This is a genomic window from Novosphingobium sp. FKTRR1 (assembly GCF_020404405.1).
GTDB lineage: Bacteria > Pseudomonadota > Alphaproteobacteria > Sphingomonadales > Sphingomonadaceae > Novosphingobium.
Window position 1 is genome coordinate 108,821 of record NZ_JAIZDA010000012.1, and the last position, 20,098, is coordinate 128,918.

A 20,098-nucleotide genomic window follows, 5' to 3' on the forward strand; every position below is an offset into this window, starting at 1 on the left:
CGCTCAGGCTCCTGTTGTGGCGGGCGGCGCAAGGCAGGCATCGATCTTGTCGAGCACCGCCTCTTCCTCGTCCAGTTGGCGCAGGTACTCGGCCAGCGGCACCGGCTCCGCGTCCGCATCCGGCGTGATCATTGTCTCGGGATTGTCGCGGACGAACAGGTCCAGATCATGCAGCGCGCTGTCGGCCTGTCGCTGTGCCGCTTCGGCCACCGGATCGTCAAACCCCGCCAGCGTCGCCTGCGCCTGCGGGTCGAACGGTTTTACGTCGAATAGGTCCGGCGACTCTGATCCTCCGCCGCCAGCATTTCCGCCAGCATCGGCCCCATCCATGGCCGCAGCGCGTAAGTCAGTGGCTCGGATGTCGCTCGCAAGATCGGCGGAGACGCGGGCGAGGGGTTCGCCATCGGCAAGCCGCTTTGCGGCGCGGTCGATGGCCGATTTGACGGGTCCGGCAGACCAGGCAAGTTTGTCGATAAGGGCAAGGGCTTCGTCATTGCTCAGGACTTCCTGTCTGCTCGCTGCCACATCGATCTTCGAACCGGCTGTTTCCAGCGTACCCGCTTCCTTGGCCGCCGTGCCGAAAATGCGCTTCAGTCCGCGCAGTCGGCTCATTGCGGCCTCTTTTACGCGGGCGCGCTCGGTAAACAGGCTGGACATGGTGCCAAGCTCGCCGAACATATCAGTCTGCACGCCGTCTTGAAAGCCCGCCTCGATCCCCTGTCGCACGATATCATCCGCCATGGCTGCATTGGTGGGCTTGCTCTTCGCCAGCAGTTGCACCATCGCCACGTGCGCTTCGGGGTTGTCTGGCAGCCGCGCACCGATCAAGGCTCCGTATTCCTCAGGGATTACCTTGTTGATTACCATCCTGAAGGCTTCTGGTGAAAGCCGCGCCGCCCCCTCCGCATGACGCGCCTTGGCCCCGCGTGGCACACCGGCCTTGCGCAGCGCATCCGGCCCGGCATCGCGCAGCACTTTGGCCATGTCGGTAATCGTGCCGCTTTCATCGGCAATGTTCTTCATTGCGGCAAAGGTGCGGGCATCGCGCGCGCTCACCCCATCCGCCTCGCGCAGCACATAGGCATCAAGCGATATGTCGCGGCCCTCTTTCGCGCCGATCCTGCGGGCAAGGCCGGTGCGCTGGTGGCCGTCCGCCACGAAGTATCGGCCCGCCTTGTCCTGCCACAGGATCACCCGCCCCGAAAAACCCGGCTGCCACTGGTCAACATTGGCAAGCCGGTCTGTCACCCCGTATTGATCGCCGCCCGATTTGAACTGGAATGTCTCGGCATCCACGTTGATCTGGCTCGCAGGCACCGTCTCCAGCGTGTGCGGCATCGTGTCGCGATATTCGGGCAGCAGCGTCGGGCCGGGCGCGCTTTCGCCGGACAGCCCCGGTTCTTCGGCGCGCATCGGTTGCGCAAGCGCCGCCGTCTCGCTGTCGATCGCCGGACCGCGCGCGGCCTGCCCGGCCTGCACATCAGCTTCCGCAGCGGCCACGCCGTCTGTCGCGCGCTGGGCTTCCAGTGCCAGCGCGTCTGCCCCATCGGCCCCGTCGGCAACGCTACCAGCACCGCCACCAGCATCCCTGCCCCCCATCTTCCGTTCGGCAAAAGCAATCGCATCGCGCACCGTCCTTCCCGCCAGAATGCTGGCATTGCTATTGATCGAAGCCTTGCGGATCAGCCCGGCCAGCGGCGTCTCGCCGCCATGGCTCAGCACCTTGATCGCATCATCCGGTCCTAGAAAGTGGGCAAGGTAAAGGCTGGTCGGCGTCACCGGCTGCCGCGCCCGCGCCAGCGCCTGCGCATTGTCGGCGGTCAGCCGCTCCAGCATGGCGCGTTCCACCCCGGTGCCGCGTTGCGCAAGGATAGCGGCCTTGCCCAGTCTAGCCTGATCCGGGAACGTCTTGCGAAACACGTTGACGAACGTGTCGTCCACAAACTGGCCCAGCCCCACCGCGCTGCTCGCCGGGTTCTTACCCGTGCCCTCCACGCGCGGATTGCCCGCAATGCGATTCACCACATAGTCTTGCGCCGCGCGCCCGGTCATACCCAGCCCATCGCCCGCAACTGGCGCGCGCACAGATCCGCTCTGCAAGCCGCTGGCATCGCCAAGCCCAGAACGAACCGAACGAACAGGCGTGCCTGTCGTGATCCGGTCCAGCGCATCCTGCAAAGCGCTCTGGTGTGCCTTGATGCCCGCCCCGTCTGGCACGAACGGATTGCTCGCCGCCTCGTCGCTTGCGCGCCGCAACGTCGAAACCGCGCCGCGCTCGGCCTCGGTCATCCGGTCCTTGCCCACGGCGGCTTCGAACGCATTGGCAAGGTCCGCGTCGGGGATATCGCCAATTCCCCTGATTTTCGGCCGCATGCCTTCGGGCAGATGCGGGATGATCCGCGCAAGTCCCGCTTCCAGCACCGGGGCAACCGCCTTGCCCGCCACCTTGACCGCCGCGCCCAGTACGGGCGCAGCCACATACTTGCCCGCTCCAGCTACCACGACATTGCCCGCCGCGCCCAGCGCCACTTCCTTTGCCATGTCTGCAGCGGTAAAGCTTTCGCCCATGCGGTTCATCGCGGCTTTTTGATCGGGCAGCATCAGCGCCGTACCCGCCGCGCCCGCCAGCGCCTCGCCCAGCACAAAACGGGCAATGGTACCGCCGCCACCGCCTACCGCCATAGTCATCACTTGCGCAGGGTCAGTCAGCCCCGCCGCCGCGCCGCCAAGGGCCCAAGGCACAAACCCTGCACGCGCCGCCACAGCCTGATCGCGCGCGCGCGCGCCAAAGCGTGTGGCAATCTGCTGATCCCATTCTGCACGCGTTGCCGGAAGGCCGCCAAAGGACTGTGCGTTGATCGCCCGCTGGCGCTGCATCTCGGCAAACACCTTGTCATGGTTCAGCACGCGCGCGGTGCCACGCGGCCCGGCATAGACTGGCCCGGCTACCGTCATCGCCATGCTCGATGTCGCGCCGTCATCAAACAGCGGCCCTTGCTGCGAAGTATCGACCCCCAGCTTGCTCAGCGCGTCCAGCGCATCGAAATAGGCGTCGTGGTTACGGGTTGATTGGACAAGATTGTCTTGGATGTCCTTGCCCAGATTGAAATTCGCCTTGATCCCCTCCCACCATGTCGGGTCAGGCGGCGGCGCGCCCGCGCTCGGTCCGCTGCGATCGGGGCTGCGCAAGCTGGGTGGTGCGATTGGCGGCATCAGCGGCCCCCATATTCTTTGGCTTGATCGTTATGCAGGCTAACCGCGTATGCCGTTGCCTGCTCGGGCGTCTTGAATATGCCGAGATGCTTTCCGGTCCTTCGATACTCCGCTGCCGCCTCTTTTTCTGACATGATCCGCCCATCCGGTGACACCGTTGGGATCAGGACTTCACCTTTGTCCGTACCGATCGAGATTGATCGCACGGTTGAAATTGAGCCATCCTTGTTGTGAACTACGGGCCGGTGATGAAGATCAATATTTCCGGCCTCGATCAATCCAGGCACGTCCGGCGCTTTTTGAATGGCAACGCGAACTCCGGGATTGACCGGCACGTTCAGGACATAGGGTTCAATGGCACCATCCGGGCGGCGGCGCTGCAGCAGCTTGAAGTCGGGACCGACCAGTGTGTAACGTTCGGTCCCGTCCGGTGCGGGATCGACCAGCTTCATCTGAAAATGCGCTTTGATGTCCGCCGCGCTCACGGCCTGGCCGTTCGCCAGCACGGCACCCTTGAAGTCATGCCGCGCATAGCGCTGCGCGAATTGTTCCGTATTCAGATAGGGCGGGATCACCACCTGAAAACCGTTGACGGTATGCACTCCGCCATAGCGAACGCCGCCGCGCAACGAACCACCATAAACCCTGTCGATTGCGACTTCCAGATTGACCTTGTCGTACTTGTGACCACTCGCCGCCATGATATCTAGCGCAGTGTCGCGGATCTCCTGATAGGCCCCGCCATCATGGTCGGCCACGCCACCCAGCTTGGCTTTGAACAGGGCTTCGATTTGTGCATCGCCGTCCTTGCCCGGCACAGCGGCAGGCTTGAAAACGTCGGGCCGCTCACGCCGCATCAACCCGCCTTGCACTGCCCAGCGCTGCGCCAAAGGGTCCAGCCCCGCGATCACAGCTGCCTGCTTGTCACCTGCCGCCAGCGCCGCTGCAAAGCGCCGCTCAGGCGGCAACTGCGCCAGTCTGGCAACGCCTGCAGCCCGCCCTTCCACGCCCTGTTTCAGCAGCGAACTCAGCCTGGCCCCCTCGCTGTCATCGCGCGCCTTCTGCTCGGTCTCGTACTGGTCGAGCATGCGTTGCTCGGCGGGCTTGAGCTGCGCCGATCCGCCCGCCGCACGCCTGCCCTGCAGGTCCGTGATCTGTGCATCAAGCGCGCCCGAATCGAGCGCCTTCGCACGTTGGGCATAAGTCATCTTCTCGCCCAGATAGCGTGCTTCCATCATCTCCGAAGGCGGCAGTCCGGCTGCTGTGCCGCTGCGGATCACCGCATCGATCGTCGCCGCCGGAACCGCCTCGCCGTGGTCGATCGCCACTTTCACCTGATTGATCGATTCGCGCGCCTGGCGCTGCACATCTGCGGCTGCCGCGCGCGTCGCCGCCGCCGAAGCGCCGCGCTCCGCCTCGATCTGGCGCATCAGTTGAGCCTTCGCTCCTTCGGGCAGCAGGCCGTCAAAGGTGCCAGCGTCCAGCTCTTTGGCCACCGCCTCGTATCCGCCATCGCGGATCGATTGCGACAGCCCGGAAACCCACACTTGTCCCGCCGCCGCATGCGCCGCCACCGGTCGCAGCGCAGCCGGGATCGTGCTGTTGGCCATGATCGCTGCAGTCACTGTGTCGGCAAACTCGGCGGTGCGGTGCGGCGCGCTCATCGCGTTGTTGGCCGATGTCGTGATCAGATCATTTGCAGCGCCCGCGCTGGCCTTGGCGCGCACTGCTGCCACATGGGCATAGGCTTCGCTCTTGCGGCTTTCAGCGCTCTTCGTCAGCAGCGGCTCATAATGGTTCAACAGATCCCGGTCGTTACCCAGTTCGCCGCGCAGGCCTGCCATGTCGGCATCAACTTTGGCGCTGGCCTTCACTTCGAAATCGGCGTCGTTCTGGTGATCGGTCACCCAGCGCTGATATTCGCCTTCGCCCTGCGCCAGCTTCACTGCAAATGCCGAACTCGCCGTATCCTGCGCCCGCGCCTTCTCGCGCACGGCAAGCGCCGTATCGTTCTGGATCACCGCGCCAGCGGTGCGCCCCAGCGCCGATATTGTTTCGCCCATGCCCAGCGGCTCGGCCACGGGCGCGGCAGGCACCACACTGGCATTCACCCGGCTTGTAAACCATCCCGCCATGATCAGCGCCGCCCCACCTTCTGACCGTTAAGAATGCTGGCTGTGTTGCGCTGGTCAGATTTCGTGGCGGCATAGCCCATCGCCCCGCCCAGCACGCCTTTCACCAGCGCAAACCCGGCCGCGCGGCTTTCACTGGCCGCGCGCGTGCGCAGATTCGCCGCTTCACCCGCCGCCTTGGCCCGGATGTTGACAATCTCCATTTCACGCTCCAGCGCGGCCTGCTCAATCAGGTCGGCTACCGTGCCGGTGCCGCCCACATTTCCTTCGGCAGCAGACAGCGCAATCCCCGCTCCTTGCGCCAGGCGCGCATCGCGTGCCGTCTGCCAGCTATCCAGTTCGCCCTGATATTGGGTGCGGTCGGCATTGGCCCGGTCCGCCGCCGCCTGTGCACGCAGTGTCCCGCTCTGCTCGATGCCGCCCACAATCGGCCCGCCAACCGCGCCCACCATCTGGAAAGCGTTCAATACCCCAGCGCTCATGGCTGCACCCTGTCTGCCGCATAGCCTTTACGCCAGAAATCAGCGGGCGCCCAAACATCAGCAGGCGCCCAAACATCAGCAGGCAATCCGTCAATTCGCGCGTAAACCGCCATGTCCTCACCATCGGGAAAGAACCGGTAATGCCAACTTTCAAAGCCCAGCCCCAGCAGCCGCGCCCACTGGTGGCCGTTGGCAAAGCCGCGCCGCACCGTCACATCGATGCGCCGTTCGTGCATCCCGGCGATATAGGCTCGGCACCACCGCGTCACATAGCCAAGCCGGGCAATGCCCAGCTCGCTCATCACTGCCCAGGCGGTCAGATGCTCGGCATGGCTGCGCACCATGCCGAAGCATGCTGCAATCGTTCCGCCCCCATTTCCAGCCCCCGCATCGGCAAAGCTCCAGCAATGCTCTTCGGCTGCAAACGCCGCTGCGCGCCCATCGCGGGCATCGCAATCCGGCCAGTCATGCGCTTGCGCGGGCTGCACTGCGATCATCCGCATGTGCTTCGGCTCGAACGGCAGCAACGTCAGGCCACAGGGGGCAGGCATCACCGTCATCCGTTTGCCTTTTCCAATTGGCCCATGATTGCAAGGATCGTGGATTGCTTGGCCGATGTCCGGTCGATCTGGATCACGTTGCGGCGGTCATAGCCGCCCACCATGTCCAGCGGGATATCCAGCGTCATGAACGGCAGCGCCGTGTCCATCACGCTGTCGGTCATCAGACTTTCCAGATCCTGCGCGGCGTTGGGTTCATCATCTACCGTCACCCGAAGCCCCAGGCTGTTCTGCACCCGCAGCCACACTTTGGCCGTGCGACCAATCTTGAACATCGCCGGGCCGTTGTCCCCGCCGGCTTCCGGCGGCAATGACCGCCAGCGGCAGGGAAATGGAAGCCCCAGCATCACTTTGCTGAAAGCACCCTCTCCGATCGCTGAAAGGTCTACCGTGCCCGTGCCGTCCAGCGTGAACAGCCCCAGCACCGCGCCATCGGCGACTACTTCAACTTCCTTGTCTGCCAGATGCGCCGCCGTGAAGATCGAGGCGGACACCCCGTCATATGTCAGCGCGGCATCGCACATGATGCCGTTTTCGTCGTATTCACCGGCGTTGCGAAATGGCGCCAACTTCATCACAAACCATGCGCCGGATACCGTTTCCGCTGCCAGCCACAGGTCTTCGCGCGTGCCGTCCGGCGCGGTCACGGCAACGATGGATCGTGCCAGCATCCCGCCGCCTAGCGGGCGGCGGAACCAGCCCAGAATGGCCTCTTCTGGCATCAGCAGGCAACCCCACAGCATACCGTCTTCACGCACTGCCCACAGCAGCGGCATCGGCTCGACCTGCTTGGCAAATTCAACCATCGGGCTGTTACCCACATGGTCGGCGTAGCGGGTCAGGTCCTCGATGCCGAGCCGCTCATAAGTCGTATCGGTTATCCGCAGCACCTTGCGTCGGTTGCGCTGCAGGAACACCGGCTTGCCGTCCAGGTCGACAGGGCGCACCGTGGCCGACCCGCGCCGCGAATTCACCGTATTGCGGATATTTCCGGGCGCAATTCCGCGCGCAGCGCTGCTCTGTTGCATCACGCCTTCCTCGCGCGCGCCGCCGGTAAACAGGTTGTTGCCCGATTGCATCCACGCCACCGGGTTGGGATCGGTCAATGGTGAGATGAACGCCTGATCGTCGCCGATATCGCCGTTCTCGTTGAACCGGTCGAAATCGTTGTAAAGCCCGATCTGGCTCGCATAGCGGTTGTTGTCTTTCGACAGCACAAGCCGGTCCTGAATGATCGCACCATGCTCGGGCCAGCCCCGCTTTGGGCTGAATGCGCCAAATCGCCAGCGGTAGGTGGCATTAGTTGATGCCAGATCTTGCACAACTGTCGCGCTTACATGCGTCGCATCGGTAAAGCCGGTGATCTTCAGTCGCCCGATTGCACTGTATTTGTAAGTCCAGGCGCAGCCATAAGGGCCTTTGCCATTCACATCATTACCATTGATCCCGTCGTATTGCGTGCCGGTATTGTGCGTCGGCGCGGCAGAGCCGGTAATCGTGCCCGCACTGTGTTGATACACTTTTCCGTTCACGCTCACCACCAGCATGCCCGCGCTCACCGTCATGCCTACCATCCAGTGCGGAATGGTCGAAAGGTCGATGAACTCCATTTCGAACAGGCCGCCCACGTCGCCAGCATCGAACAGCGGCTGATTGGCCACCAGCGTCACCGCGCCGGTCTGCGCACTTGCCTGTACAGTCAGCGTCTTGTCGGTGTTGCGGTCCTCGAATGGACCATTGGCAAACGTGAAATCGCCCAGCGTGAAACTGGCTGCCCCCGTGCGGAACAATTGCTTGGGGGCAACGCTGCGGTGCCAGAACCACATCGTGTCACCATCGGCGGCAAACGTATAGTCAAGGCCCAGCACTTGGGGCTGGGTATAGGGGTGCGCCACTTCCACAGGTACGGTCGCCACGGTCAGAAGTACGTCGTTGGTATAGAACCGGAACTTCAACGCTGACATTTCAATGATATAGGATTGCGTCAGGTATGGTTCGAACGGGATCAACCGGCATGGCCCCGCTGCGCTCGCCACATATTCAAATCCGGGGCAGGCCTCGATCGGACCTTGCGGGCGCGGCACCCATCCCGTCAGCTCAAGGCTGCTGACCTTCCACACTTCGTGATCCACCCGCCCCAGCATAAGCGGTGAAAGCTCGCCCCCGGTAAAATTGGATTGCAGCGGGGTCACCAGCGACATGGGCGTCAGTACCCGGTCGGGAAGGAAAAGGAATTAGTCGAGCGCTCGCGGCGCGATCGCGCCCAGCGCGAAAGATAGCGGGCATTGCCCGTGGTCCGCTCGCCCGATGCAAGACCATCCAGCTTTTTGGCTTCCTCCAGCGCGGCTTCGCGCATTTGCGCCATATCCTGCGCCTTGGCCGAAAACTGCGTCGCCGCGTCGGCCAGGTCCATCGCTAGTTGATAGGCCATGAACGCCTGAAAATGCGCAGGCCAAGCTCCCACGTCCTCGATGTCCTGAATACCGCGAAACGGCAGCGGCGCACTGGCGTCCGTCAGGATATGCCCGCCTTCCTCCACCCCTTCGAAAAACCAGTCGCTGTCGCGCGGCGGCGGCAACCAGCGCAAGGCTTCAGGCGGAATGGCGAAGCGGCGCGTATAGCCAAACGCGGGCGCATCCCCCGTCTCATTCAACTCGGCGCGAAACAGTGCAAAATTCCAGGGGTGCGATATGATTGCGGCGCGGCGGCTCTCGTGCCACAAATCCTTGATCTGGCGCGCCAGTGGGGCAGGGTCGTCAACAGAAATAACCCGCGTCACCGTCCCCAGCAGGATCAATGCGCGGTTTGCGATGCGGGTCTGCGAAGTCACGATATCAGCCATTCACGCGCTCCTGACCAACCAGAATTTCAACCCGCCGCATGTCCAGCCCGAGATAAAGACCCCGGCATGCGGCGGGTTGAACATCACAACCCCAATTACTTGTGGCTGTAATAGGTATCCACTTGCAGCTTGCCACCCGCCGTCACCGGGATCACCGCCACACTTGTGGTCAGCACCAGTTCTTCGGACGCGAACGGCACGGTATTGAGACCGATATCGTTCACGTCGAGGAACTTGATCGTCACCGTCGCGCCTGCGCCGGGACCGGCAATGGCCGCGCTGTACTTGGTGGCATTGGCGCGCGTGCCCAGCGAAAAACTCACGCCCGACATCGCCACGGTGCCTGCGGTGATTTCCACCTTGTCTGGCACGTCGCCCCCGCGCAGCACGCCGATCACCAGCGTGGTGCCGATTGCATTCGCGCCGCCATCGTCAGTCAAAAACACTTCGCGATTGCGGCGCATCGCCGCATTGTTGCTATGGCCGGGCGCCTGCTGCGCCTTGGTCCCGGTGGTCACATTGGCCCAGTACTTGCCGGTACGGTCTGCCATTTCGCATTCCCTTCAAAAATGAAGGCGACCCCTCGAACTGGCTCTGCATGAGCGTGTCGAAGGGCCGCTCAAGTTTACCGACCCGTGCAGACCATCTGGAAGCACTTCTTCTCGTCCACCCGCGTGATGGCCGAACAGGCTTCGGCATACTGCTGCACCTGATGCTTCTTCGCCGGGTTCTCGCCCTGCCGGTAGAAGAACTCGGTCCAGGTGCCGCGATAGAGGCCGCTGGGCACAAAGGCCGGCAGCGAAATCTGGTTTGCGGCAGGCACGATCGTGCCGGGGGCAGAGGGGTAGGCGCGCGCCGAAAGCATGTTGGCACGGATATAGCGAAATCCCAGAAACCCCCGTCCGGCAGCAAATTCGCCGCGCGCAAGCGGGCGGTCTTCGCTGTATTCCCAGTTGGCGAACTCGGTGATGTTCTGCAGGTCGATCACGCCCTGGTTGTCGATGAACAGAATCGGCTCTTCGGTTTCGGTATCGACATCGTTGTCGTTGAACAGCTTCATCAGCGCCTGCAGCTTGGCCTTGGTAATGCCAGTGCCGCCATGCGCGATGATGTTGCCCGGCGTGAACGGCACCGCCGTCGCGCCATATTCGCCCGTATAGGCATTGCCATAAAAGCCGCCGAGCGGATCGAAGAACGCGTCGTCGTGATAGCGGCGCACTGCATCAGCCAGCTTCACCGGCGGCACCGCCTCGATGTTGACGTCGGTCGCCTGCACGTCATGGCGGCCCACCAGCACCGCGGCATCAGCAGGCTTGCGTTTGCGGATCGCGCGGCGAACGTTGCCGATATCGACATAATTGGTGTCGTCGGCGCGGTTGTTCTGGGTTTCGAGATTGATGATATCGAAGCGGTCTTCCAGAACCTTGATCGTGCCGCTGCACGGGCCGCTGTTCGATTCATCAAACAGCTGCGTGAACTTCCCCGGAACCTGGTTAAGTTCGTTGGTGACCTTCAAAGAATAGGCGATGGTCCGATCGGTTTCGGGCCAATTTTCGACTGGGGTTGCCATAGTCATTCTCCTGGCAAAAGTTTCACATCATTGCGAAAATTTCGTCAGGGGTATCGCCCCTTACGTTGCCGCAGGGCCGGGCCAGACTGGCGGCTGTCGCGCCGCGTCAACGCCCGCATCTTTTGCGGGAAAGCACCGGGGCCGGGCCTGATCGCTCAGGCGGCGGGGTGTCCGGGGTGTTCCGATCGGGGGGTCAAAGCTCGATCGGAACGCCCTAGAAGTTTATCAAATCGATAACAAAGTCAAGCTGGTTTTGATTACCGCTTGCTGGTGCCGCGCGCAATTACGGCAGCATATTCGTCCATCTTCTTGCTTTCCGGGCTGCTCGGATTGCGCAGCGCCTTGGCATCCAGCTTGCTTGCTTCCACCTTGGCCTGCTCGGGCGTCATCGTTCCCATGGCCAGCGCCATCTCGGAATCGTTCACCTTGCCCAGCTCGCCCGTGCGCCGCACGATATCGAACAACAGCCGCACCGAATTGCCGGCCCCCACCAGACGCGCCAGATCGGTATCAAATTTCACCGGAATGCCCATCCTCGTCAGCCATGCATTGGTCGCCAGCTTGGCGGCGGCAAATTCCTGCGTCCCCATGCCCGCCTCCAGATCGGCCAGCTCTTTCTTGCCCGCTGCCTTGATCGCCGCAGCCTGCTGCGCCACATAGGTATTGTTCGCCGCTACCAGCTTTTCCACCTGCAGCGGATGCAGCCCCGCATCATGGAACACCGGACGCATCGATTCGGCAAAGGTGGCGTCCTGCCCCTCGGGTACTTCGATCTTGTATGCATCGGGCTTTTCCGGCCGGATCGCAGCGGCAAAGCGTTCGAAGCTGTCCGGGTCATCCGCCTTGGGCAGTTGGATACGGTCACCCAGCATCGCCTGCCGCTCGACCACACCTTTGGCCAGGTCTTCCACCGACTTGAACCGGGCCAGCGTCTTGTCGCCCTTCAGGTCATCGGGCAGCGTATCCATCCATGATGCCGCTGCGGCGGCAGGAGCGGCAGCGGGTGCAGGTTCGCTTCGTTCCAGCGGCGATGCAGGGATGGTGGCAGAGACTGGGGCAGGGGAGGCTGCCGGTGCAGCAGCGGGGGATACAGCGGGGTCAACGGGCTCGCTCATCGGTTGTTCTCCAGTTCACGTGTGGTCGCAGCAGCCCGCTCGGGCGAAAGCCGGAAGCGGGAAAGCAGATGCAGCATCAGGCGGCGCTTGCCCTCCAGGATGCACAGTTCGGCATGATCGGTATCCCATGACGCAGCGCCAAGCCCTGCCGCCTCGGCCAGATCGTCCAGCACGATCGCGCCCGCGCGGCTCAGTGTCGCCCCATCGGGATAGAATATCTCGCAATAGGCTTCGTGAACCTCGCGCGCGGTACGGCGCTTGCGGTTTCCGTCCAGTCCTACGGCGCTCGCGATCTTGCCCAGTGGACTCTTGCGCAGCGCGCGCGCCGCCGCCAGCTTGGCACGCGTCTCGATCAGGTCGGGGCTTTCACCATAGTCAGGCGACATTTTGCGGCACCGCCCCGCTCAGGTCTTTCGAAGCCTTGGCCAGATCGGGCACGGCAGCAAGGAACTGCTGTTCCTGATTCTGCTGATCGTGCTGCGCCTTGATCGCCGCACGCTCTTCCTCGGTTGACATGATCGAAACCGGCACCGCCGTGTTGTCGGCCACATATTTCAGCCGCTTTTCGAAAGGATAGTATTGCTTGTACGTCTGGTACGTCTCGGGATCGTTCTGGAACGTACTGGCAAAGAACCGTTCCATATCCAGCAGCGCGCCCACACCGGCAGCGCCTTGGCTGCGCGTCACGCCGTTGTCGTAGATCGCCTCGATTCCCATACCGGCATCGCGTGCCTCGCGCACTTCGCCCGGCTCGTCATCCATCAACCCCAGCTCGTCCATCAGCGCCAGCTCGCGGTCCAGCATCGGGGAAAACCACTCGTTTTCCTGCCGCGCCAGCGGGGTCAGCAGCACACCCGCATCGGCCTTTCGCTCGAACAACTGCTGGTCGGTCACATGGCTTTTCAAATCCTGATTGATCTGCAGCAGGTGGGCATAGAACGCGCGGTCGATGTAGCTGTGCATCAGCTCCAGCAACTGCCAGCCTTCGCCGTTGTCGGCCGGGTTGAACATGGCCTTGATCCGCTCTTCATAGCGCGCGCCAAGCCCGCCCATGATCACTTCGCGCGGGGCATAGCGGATGCCGTAATCCAGCATGTCGTCATGGGCCAGCATGGTCGGCCCCGCCTTCTGCTCGGCCGTTTCGATCAGGTCCACCATCATCACCTGGCACTGGCGCACCGAAGGCAGCACTTGGAATGCGGCGCAGTGGCCGTATGGGCCGTTCAACCCTTTGGAAAAGCGGCTCACATTGCGCGGGTTGGCAATGTATCCGCCTTCCTTGAATAACTCCTTGCCTTCCACCGCCACAAAACACCCGCGCCAGGGCTTGCCCAGATGGTCGATCCGGTCGGGATCATATTCATGGTTGGGATAGATCGCGTGGATGAATTCCACCTGTTCGTTATCGCCCGCACCGTTGGCCTTGCCTATATGGCGCTTGACCACGGCGGGGCTTTCATCACCCCATTTGTCCCATGCCTGCCGCGCCGTCAGCATGAACTTGTTGTGCGTGCGGATCGGCAGGCCTTCGGCGTTCTCTTCGATGAAGATCCCGCCGATGAATTCGCTCTGATAGGAAAATCCGGCAGGGCGCCCCATGATATCGCGGCGCACGTCTACCCAGCTCGATTGCATGGCAAAGGCCAGCAGGCTCGCCCAGCCTTCACCCAGATTATCTGTGAAGCCTGATTTCGGGTCGCTGCGCAGCTTTTGCAGCAGGCGGTTCTTGCTCTCCACCCACAGTCGCACATGCTGCAATTTCATCAGATCTTCGTCGCCCAGCGTCCAGCGCTGCCAAATCTGACCCGAAGGGTTCGACAGGCCCATCGCGATCGAGACGGCTTCCTCGAACTTCTGCTGGCCGTATTCGTCAAACACCGAAGCGACGAGGCTTTGTGTGTTCTGTCCGAACTGGCCCAGACAGTGGAACTTGGCCATGCGCGGCAACAGCAACTCGGCAACCTCCTGCCGCAATTCGCGGATGGCGGTCTGCCCCGCCGCCATCCGCTCCTGCCGCCTGATGATCGCCTCGCCGCTGTACATCGAACTTCCTTCCTAATTCCTCCCCCACCGGGGAGAGGTAACCTCAGTCGAAATCGAACCGCAGGTTGTTGCCGGGGATCATCGCGGAAAGCCCGGCGCCACCGATCAGCAATGCGCCTAGGCGGCAGGTAGAAAGCACTTTGCCCGCGCTATCCAACAGCACGGCATAGCGCACGGTCACTTGCTCGATTTCGGGGTTCAGATCGATTGTACCGGAATAAAGCAGGCCCGAACCGTGCACCGTGAACAACCCTTTGCCGCCGATCGCCGGGGGGTAGGGCTGCACCACCGCGCCGTCATCTGCCAGCACCATGACTACCACACCACCAGCATCGAGCGAGGCCATCACGTCCGCAGCAGCGGCGCGCTCGCCATCCTCCGGCAGTTTCAGTGCCTTGCCCACTTTGGGCCGTTCGATCACAACTTCCGCCACAGGCGCAATCGGCGACGCACCCAGCGCGGCAATCTGGGCGTCGCGCTGGGCAATCGCGGCCTGCGCATTGTCCAGCGCCGCATCGCGCTCGCTCAACTTGTCGCGCAGGCTTGCGATCGTGGCGTTGGCCGTCGCCAGCTTGTCGCTCTGCGCCAGATATTCGGCCTCGACTGCGTCCGCCCGCGCCCGCGCCTCGCTGGCTACTGCAGATGCCGCTGCGATCGGGTCCGCATCCGAAGGAGCGGCAGGGTTACCCCCTCTTTCCCCGCTTGTGCCGAGCGAAGTCGAGACATCATCGGGCGAGGGTGCAACCGGCGCAGGTTCTGGGGCTGGTTCGACTGCCACTGCCAGAGCAGCCTCTGCCGCGCCATCTGCAAGCAGGCCCTCCGTCGCCGCAGTTTCGCCCGTCAGCGCCACCGCAGCCGCAGTCGCCTCATCCGCACCGTCTGTCAAAGTCTTGAGCCGTGCCATGAAAAAATCCTTCCTTGATCAAACCGCAAAAATGAATGGAGCCGGTGACTTGTACCAAACGGCTATGACCGCCCCAGCAAGCTGGTCTTGGCCCCGGTCTGAGCCTCTGCTCCGCCCACCGGTGTCTTTTTCTGCCCCCGCGCGCCCGTTCGCCGTGCCAGATTATCCGCCGCTGCCGCCCGCTCCAGCGCGTCGTTGCGCGTTGCCGTAAGCGGAGCTTGCTGCTGTTGCCCGCCACCGCGCGAAATAAGAGCGCCGCCGATTGTGGCGGCCCCGGCTGCGATTGTACCAATCCCAGCGGCAGTCCCCGCCCAAGCCAGAACAGGTGCCAGAAACGCCATTAAAACCTCCCACCACGCTCACCACGTCCGCGCAGTTGCGCCACCTGTTTCGAATAGGTCACTTGGGGCTTGGCGGCCTGCCGCGCGTCGTGCCGCTCGCGCATGTGGTTCATGCCCGCGCCGCGCAGCTTAAAGCCCAGCACCCCGTGTTGAAGGCCATCCTGCACATGGGTGAACGGCCCCTTCGGCTTATCTTTGAGCACCGCGCCGGTAGATGTCTTTGCTTCCTCCAGGATGTAGCCACCGGAGAATCCTCTGCGCAGAACCGGGCACGTCGTGCTGATCAGCATGCCCGGCTGCCCGCCGGGAGAGGTATTGAAATAATCGCGCACGGCGTCCTGCCTCGGGCCAATTCGGTTCCCGGCGTCGCCGCCCGGCTTGAACCGGCAGGGGAACTCACCCCTAAAAACCTCAAGCCAGTGGTAGGAGTCTTCCTCCTGCCCAAAGTCGATCGAAGGGTCATAGAAAACGCACTCAATCTCTCGGTCACCATAGCGATCCGCGACAAAATTCTTCGCCAGCTCGCCGAATGCCTTGGGGCCAAGGCGATCAAGCGAGATGCTGCCATTCTCGGTGTTTTTGCGCGGATCATAGACCACCAGCTCGTCCAGTACCCGGCAGGCCCCATTCGGCACCTGAAAGAACACCATCGCGGGAGTCCGCCCCCCGTCGAGGCCGCCAAAAATAGGCCAGTCTGGCAGGGGCTTCAGCGCATCCTTCGCGAAGTGGAATTGCTGATTGACCTCCGGGAAGACCAGCTGGCCACTCACAACCATCCCGAATTCGTTGTCCACCAGACGGCGGAACAAGTTCGGGTTCTTGGCATAGACCATCATCAGCTTGGCGGCGTATCCCGCCTCGACGTTCTCGATGTTCTCAGGCGGCGGATCAACCGAGCGCCAGCCCGGCTGCCGATAGAAACCTACACCGAACCGATCGCCCAGCGCGGTGCGCAATTCGGCCTCGGTTTCCTCATCCAGCCCCAGATTTTCCTCAACCAGCAGGTCATAGGTCCAATTGTTGATGTCCGGCGCATTCATGTCGCAGATCACGCCGGACCAGGTGCAGCCACCGAACTTGGAGGAAGGATAGCGGCCCGTTCGCCCCGCGCCGATCAGCCAGACCGCTTCCGGCAGCGTATTGACCTCGTTGAGCCATAAGCCCGTCAACTCAAGGCCTGGCAGCACATCCTCGGCCGACTTGTCGTTGAGCGCGATGAAGATCATTTCGAGCTCGACCTGATGCACCTTGCCCGTGGCAGCATCGACCAGCTCATAGCGCAGCGTATGCGTCAGCGTGGTCCCATTCCAGTTCCCCCGGTTCTTCGGGAACCACATGAACCAGCTCTTCAGCACGTTGCGCTCCAGCTGGGGATAGGTGGCACGCACTGCCGCCCAGCGCACCCGGATCACGCCGTCAGGGCCGGGCACCTGCCACAACGGGGTCTCGAATACGATCTTGCGGATGCAGGACGTCGATTTGGCCGAACCAGGCGGACCCATGATCGACGTCAGCAGTCGCCTATCTTTGACAAAGGCCTCCGCTTTCGGTCCCACCGGCTTGAGCAGGTCCGCATAACCGCTCATTCCCCGTCATCCGCGTTGATCGAGGTATATTCGCCGTCGATGATGCGCAGATCCTGCAGGTCGCTTTCAGAAATCAGCCCCTTGTTCACCGCGTCGGCGGCATTCGCTAGCGCCTGCTGGTGCGGGGCGGCCTCCGTCCCATGCTGGCCGACAAAGAATGCACGGAAATCGAGGTTTGCATCGACGACATGCTCTGTCGGCTTCTTGCTGCGGATGTACTGCGCCGCCTCTTTCGCCGCGTTGAGCTGGTGAACCAACACTTTCACCGCGATTTCGCCCGGTTTGGCCTTCATGCTGCCCGCCGCCCGCTCGACCGCCTCGACCATGCGGACCACGGACTTCATTTTCTCGCCGGACCAGCCTTCGCTTACGGCCTTGACCATCGCCTCGGCGGCCTGATCGCACAGCCGAAGCAGTCGCTCTTCCCGCTCCGTGTAGTTTTCGGCTACCAGTACCAGCTCAACTGCCTGATCGAGCGGCATGGAGAAGGTGCTACCCATGTAATCGACCGGATCGCCGTACTTATGCGTGAAATATTTGGCGTATTCGGCACTCTTCCGATTTGGTGAGTTGGGCGGCCGACCGGGGCCGGCCTTGCGCGCCAGTTGAAACACGTTGCCAGGAAGCTTGCCGTCCTCGCCGCGCAGCATATCGAGTTGGTGCGGCTCCATGTCGACGCCAAGCGCCGCGCCGACACCCAAGTCTGCATGAAAGGCGCGCTCGATGGGGCCGGGCTTAGTTGACACTGCCCACCCCCAGCCCTAGCGTCAGCAGTTCGTTGACACCATTGGCGCAGGACCGGGAACATCCCCCACCCAGACCCACAGTTCCACGCGATTTCGGGCGGCACACTGACCGGCCGTTGACACCTGCGCATTGTGCCGCCCGCACCCCCGACCCCGATAGGATCGAGGGAATTTCGCGCCCATTTCCAGCCCCTGCATCGGCTTGGCAAATGCCATTAGCGCGAGGGTGGGCCTGATCCGGAAACATTTCACCATTCCGGTTCCCGGCATGCGCGACCCGGATGGGAAGGAAGCGCGCGCCGCGAAGGGGGTCGGCCCCCCCCTGGCCTTCGGCCAGCGGCCTCGCGGTCAGCCTATCAGGCTGAACCCGGAAGTCCGAAAAGCTAACAAAATCAAGGCGATGTGCCCGACATTCCGACTTTCCCATTCTGACACCGAGCGCCCAGCCACCCCGAAACCGCAGAAATCCGCCAATCCCGATCCGCACCCCGACGTCGACCGACCAGATCGGCCAGGCCGTCCCCGCCGCCGAAAACTTCCCCAGAAATTCGCCCCCCGCCGCCCTGCACACCTGTCCTGCGGCGATCGATGCCGAGCGCGCAGCGCACCCGGCATTTCCAGCCCTTAGTTTATTCGGCGCGAGGATCGAGGATGAGCCCATAGGGCCGGATATGTATCCCCCGGATCGATCCCGCCGCAAATGGTTAATGGGTAGCGAGGCCCGAAACCGCCCTAACCGCCCCTCATTAACCTAAGAACCTATCTAACCTATTGATAGAAATACATTTAAGGGCATTGGTTAGCCGGTTAGCGCTTTATTGCCCCAGATACACACGCGACCCAATCGCACCACGGCGAGGCCCATCGCGGGCGCGCCTGATCGCGCGCATATAGAGAGGTCCGCTAACCTGCTAACCTGCTAACCGCCTACGATTTCCCCAGCTATTCCAATGCCTTGCGACATACGCCAAGTTAGCACCACCGGTTAGCCTTGCGGTTATCCCGCCCCCCGACCCAACGGCAGGCCGCGCAATGCGCTCTTGTAATCCCCATCGATGGGTACGGGTTCGGGTTCGGGAAAGATGGTGCTAACCGGTGAGATGGGCGCGACGATGCCCCACCGGGTCCGGGTGAATGGTTGTGGGATCTTGGGCGGGAGAGAGAGAAGGAGCGCGGGCGCACCGCTCCGGCGCTGGCTGCAGCTACGGTTACACCTTCGCTTTCGCCAGCACCTCCACTGCCCGCGCGAGCCGGTTTATGTCTGTGCGGTATCGTCCTGCGTTCCGCGCGCGATCGCCTCGCGATCGCTGCCCGGCCCGGCCAGGTCAGCTTCGGCCGCCGTCAGGGCAAGATCAATTGCGCGCCGTATAAAGTCGGCGCGCCGACCACCGACCACCAGCGCGTCAATCCGCGCCAGCGTCTCCGGTGCCAGGCGCACCGCCGTGAACTTGCCTATTGCCGGTCTTCCCATGATCGCAACCCATAAGCGTTATCTTTTTTTGCGTCAATCGGCGGGATAACCGTTATCGCCTATTGACAGTAAGCGATAACGGTTAGAGATACGGGCCTCCAACCAATGCCGACCGAGGAGCCGCCGAAATGATCGACCGCAGCAAAATCTCTCAAGCCTTGGCGAAGGCTATCGCCTACAAGCAGTGCGGCAAGCAGGCCGACGCCGAAGCCTGGGCGCGCCAGCTCATCGAGCTGCTCGAATGCGCTGCCATCCTGTCGCGGGAGGCCTGAACTATGGCCCGCATCGACACATACGAAACCGTCACAGCCGCGATCATCGCCCAGCTTGAAGCGGGCGTTAAGCCGTGGTCGCCGCGCTGGGTCGCCAACAGTGGCGGCTTTGCCATGCCGCGACGCGTGACCGGCGAAAGCTATCGCGGCATCAACGTCCTGTTGCTGTGGGCAGCGGCTGAAGAGCGCGGCTATCGCGCTGGCACCTGGATGACCTTCAAGCAGGCGATCGATCTCGGCTGCGCGGTGCGTAAGGGCGAGAAGTCCAGCAAGATCGTGTTTTTCAAGAAGCTGACCGTCACCGATCGCGCCGACCCCACCGGCGAGGCAGAGAAGCAAATCCCCATGCTGCGCGAATACGCAGTTTTCAACGTGGAGCAGATTGACGGCCTGCCCGATCGCTTCACCCCGACGCCCGTCGTCGTCCTGCCCAGCAAGGCGCGCGACGAAGTGAACGAAGCAGCGTTGCGCAGCAGCGGCGCGGATATTCGCGAAAGCGGCGACCAGGCGTTCTACTCGCCCGGCCACGATTTCGTGAACATGCCGATGTTCGATCGCTTCCACACGGCGGGCTGCTATCTCGCCACCTTGGCGCACGAGCTGTGCCACTGGACCGGCCACAAGGCTCGCCTCGATCGCGCCCAGTTGAACCGGTTCGGAAGCAAGGACTACGCGTTCGAGGAACTGGTCGGCGTTATCTGGACAGTCTGCACCGCGCCTGACGCACCATTGATCGGTATGCTTCAGCGCAACGCAGGGGGGCATCAGGCCGGATGAAGCGCTATCCATAAGCTGGCGTAATCCGGCCTGATGACCACCGT

General features: G+C 62.7%; 17 protein-coding genes. 2 read left to right on the forward strand and 15 right to left on the reverse strand.

Annotated elements, in window-relative coordinates; genetic code table 11:
* Nucleotides 1–3: 3 nt before the first annotated feature.
* The 15 genes from LDN95_RS12960 to LDN95_RS13030 all read right to left on the reverse strand — a co-directional run bounded on the left by LDN95_RS12960 (nucleotide 4) and on the right by LDN95_RS13030 (nucleotide 19,005).
* A complete protein-coding gene (locus LDN95_RS12960) occupies nucleotides 4–3,213 on the reverse strand; it encodes a hypothetical protein (RefSeq protein ID WP_226018103.1) in 3,210 nt (1,069 codons plus the stop codon).
* Nucleotides 3,213–5,348 carry a hypothetical protein gene (locus LDN95_RS12965; protein WP_226018104.1) on the reverse strand — a complete coding sequence of 712 codons (2,136 nt, stop codon included), beginning with the start codon at nucleotides 5,346–5,348 and terminating at the stop codon, nucleotides 3,213–3,215. Before LDN95_RS12965 ends, LDN95_RS12960 begins: the two co-directional genes overlap by 1 nt.
* Before the next feature lie 2 nt (nucleotides 5,349–5,350).
* On the reverse strand, nucleotides 5,351–5,827 hold the full coding sequence (locus tag LDN95_RS12970; protein WP_226018105.1) for a hypothetical protein: 477 nt from the start codon (nucleotides 5,825–5,827) through the stop codon (nucleotides 5,351–5,353).
* On the reverse strand, nucleotides 5,824–6,378 hold the full coding sequence (locus LDN95_RS12975; protein ID WP_226018106.1) for a hypothetical protein: 555 nt from the start codon (nucleotides 6,376–6,378) through the stop codon (nucleotides 5,824–5,826). The genes LDN95_RS12970 and LDN95_RS12975 overlap by 4 nt, the downstream gene beginning before the upstream one ends.
* Before the next feature lie 5 nt (nucleotides 6,379–6,383).
* Nucleotides 6,384–8,588, reverse strand: a complete 2,205-nt coding sequence (locus LDN95_RS12980; protein ID WP_226018107.1) for a hypothetical protein — start codon at nucleotides 8,586–8,588, stop codon at nucleotides 6,384–6,386.
* Nucleotides 8,589–8,593: 5 nt separating this feature from the next.
* Complete coding sequence (locus tag LDN95_RS12985; protein ID WP_226018108.1) at nucleotides 8,594–9,229, reverse strand: hypothetical protein; 636 nt, start codon at nucleotides 9,227–9,229, stop codon at nucleotides 8,594–8,596.
* A 95-nt stretch (nucleotides 9,230–9,324) separates the two neighbouring features.
* Nucleotides 9,325–9,780 carry a hypothetical protein gene (locus tag LDN95_RS12990; RefSeq protein WP_226018109.1) on the reverse strand — a complete coding sequence of 152 codons (456 nt, stop codon included), beginning with the start codon at nucleotides 9,778–9,780 and terminating at the stop codon, nucleotides 9,325–9,327.
* A 74-nt stretch (nucleotides 9,781–9,854) separates the two neighbouring features.
* Nucleotides 9,855–10,799 (reverse strand): phage capsid protein, encoded by a 945-nt coding sequence (locus LDN95_RS12995; RefSeq protein WP_226018110.1) that lies wholly within the window; start codon nucleotides 10,797–10,799, stop codon nucleotides 9,855–9,857.
* A 257-nt stretch (nucleotides 10,800–11,056) separates the two neighbouring features.
* The gene (locus tag LDN95_RS13000) at nucleotides 11,057–11,914 is read right to left on the reverse strand and encodes a hypothetical protein (RefSeq protein WP_226018111.1); all 858 of its coding nucleotides are present in this window, start codon (nucleotides 11,912–11,914) and stop codon (nucleotides 11,057–11,059) included.
* Nucleotides 11,911–12,300, reverse strand: coding sequence for a hypothetical protein (locus tag LDN95_RS13005; protein WP_226018112.1), 390 nt, complete (start codon nucleotides 12,298–12,300; stop codon nucleotides 11,911–11,913). Before LDN95_RS13005 ends, LDN95_RS13000 begins: the two co-directional genes overlap by 4 nt.
* The gene (locus LDN95_RS13010; RefSeq protein WP_226018113.1) at nucleotides 12,290–13,957 is read right to left on the reverse strand and encodes a portal protein; all 1,668 of its coding nucleotides are present in this window, start codon (nucleotides 13,955–13,957) and stop codon (nucleotides 12,290–12,292) included. Before LDN95_RS13010 ends, LDN95_RS13005 begins: the two co-directional genes overlap by 11 nt.
* 43 nt (nucleotides 13,958–14,000) lie before the next feature.
* Nucleotides 14,001–14,861, reverse strand: coding sequence for a hypothetical protein (locus LDN95_RS13015; RefSeq protein ID WP_226018114.1), 861 nt, complete (start codon nucleotides 14,859–14,861; stop codon nucleotides 14,001–14,003).
* A 340-nt stretch (nucleotides 14,862–15,201) separates the two neighbouring features.
* Complete coding sequence (locus LDN95_RS13020; protein ID WP_226018115.1) at nucleotides 15,202–16,788, reverse strand: hypothetical protein; 1,587 nt, start codon at nucleotides 16,786–16,788, stop codon at nucleotides 15,202–15,204.
* Complete coding sequence (locus LDN95_RS13025) at nucleotides 16,785–17,534, reverse strand: hypothetical protein (protein ID WP_226018116.1); 750 nt, start codon at nucleotides 17,532–17,534, stop codon at nucleotides 16,785–16,787. The genes LDN95_RS13020 and LDN95_RS13025 overlap by 4 nt, the downstream gene beginning before the upstream one ends.
* Nucleotides 17,535–18,789: 1,255 nt before the next feature.
* Nucleotides 18,790–19,005, reverse strand: a complete 216-nt coding sequence (locus LDN95_RS13030; RefSeq protein WP_226018117.1) for a hypothetical protein — start codon at nucleotides 19,003–19,005, stop codon at nucleotides 18,790–18,792.
* A gap of 128 nt (nucleotides 19,006–19,133) precedes the next feature.
* Between LDN95_RS13030 and LDN95_RS13035 the strand changes: the two genes are divergently transcribed.
* A complete protein-coding gene (locus LDN95_RS13035; protein ID WP_226018118.1) occupies nucleotides 19,134–19,277 on the forward strand; it encodes a hypothetical protein in 144 nt (47 codons plus the stop codon).
* A 3-nt stretch (nucleotides 19,278–19,280) separates the two neighbouring features.
* Nucleotides 19,281–20,054, forward strand: coding sequence for an ArdC family protein (locus tag LDN95_RS13040; RefSeq protein ID WP_226018119.1), 774 nt, complete (start codon nucleotides 19,281–19,283; stop codon nucleotides 20,052–20,054).
* Nucleotides 20,055–20,098: the final 44 nt, after the last annotated feature.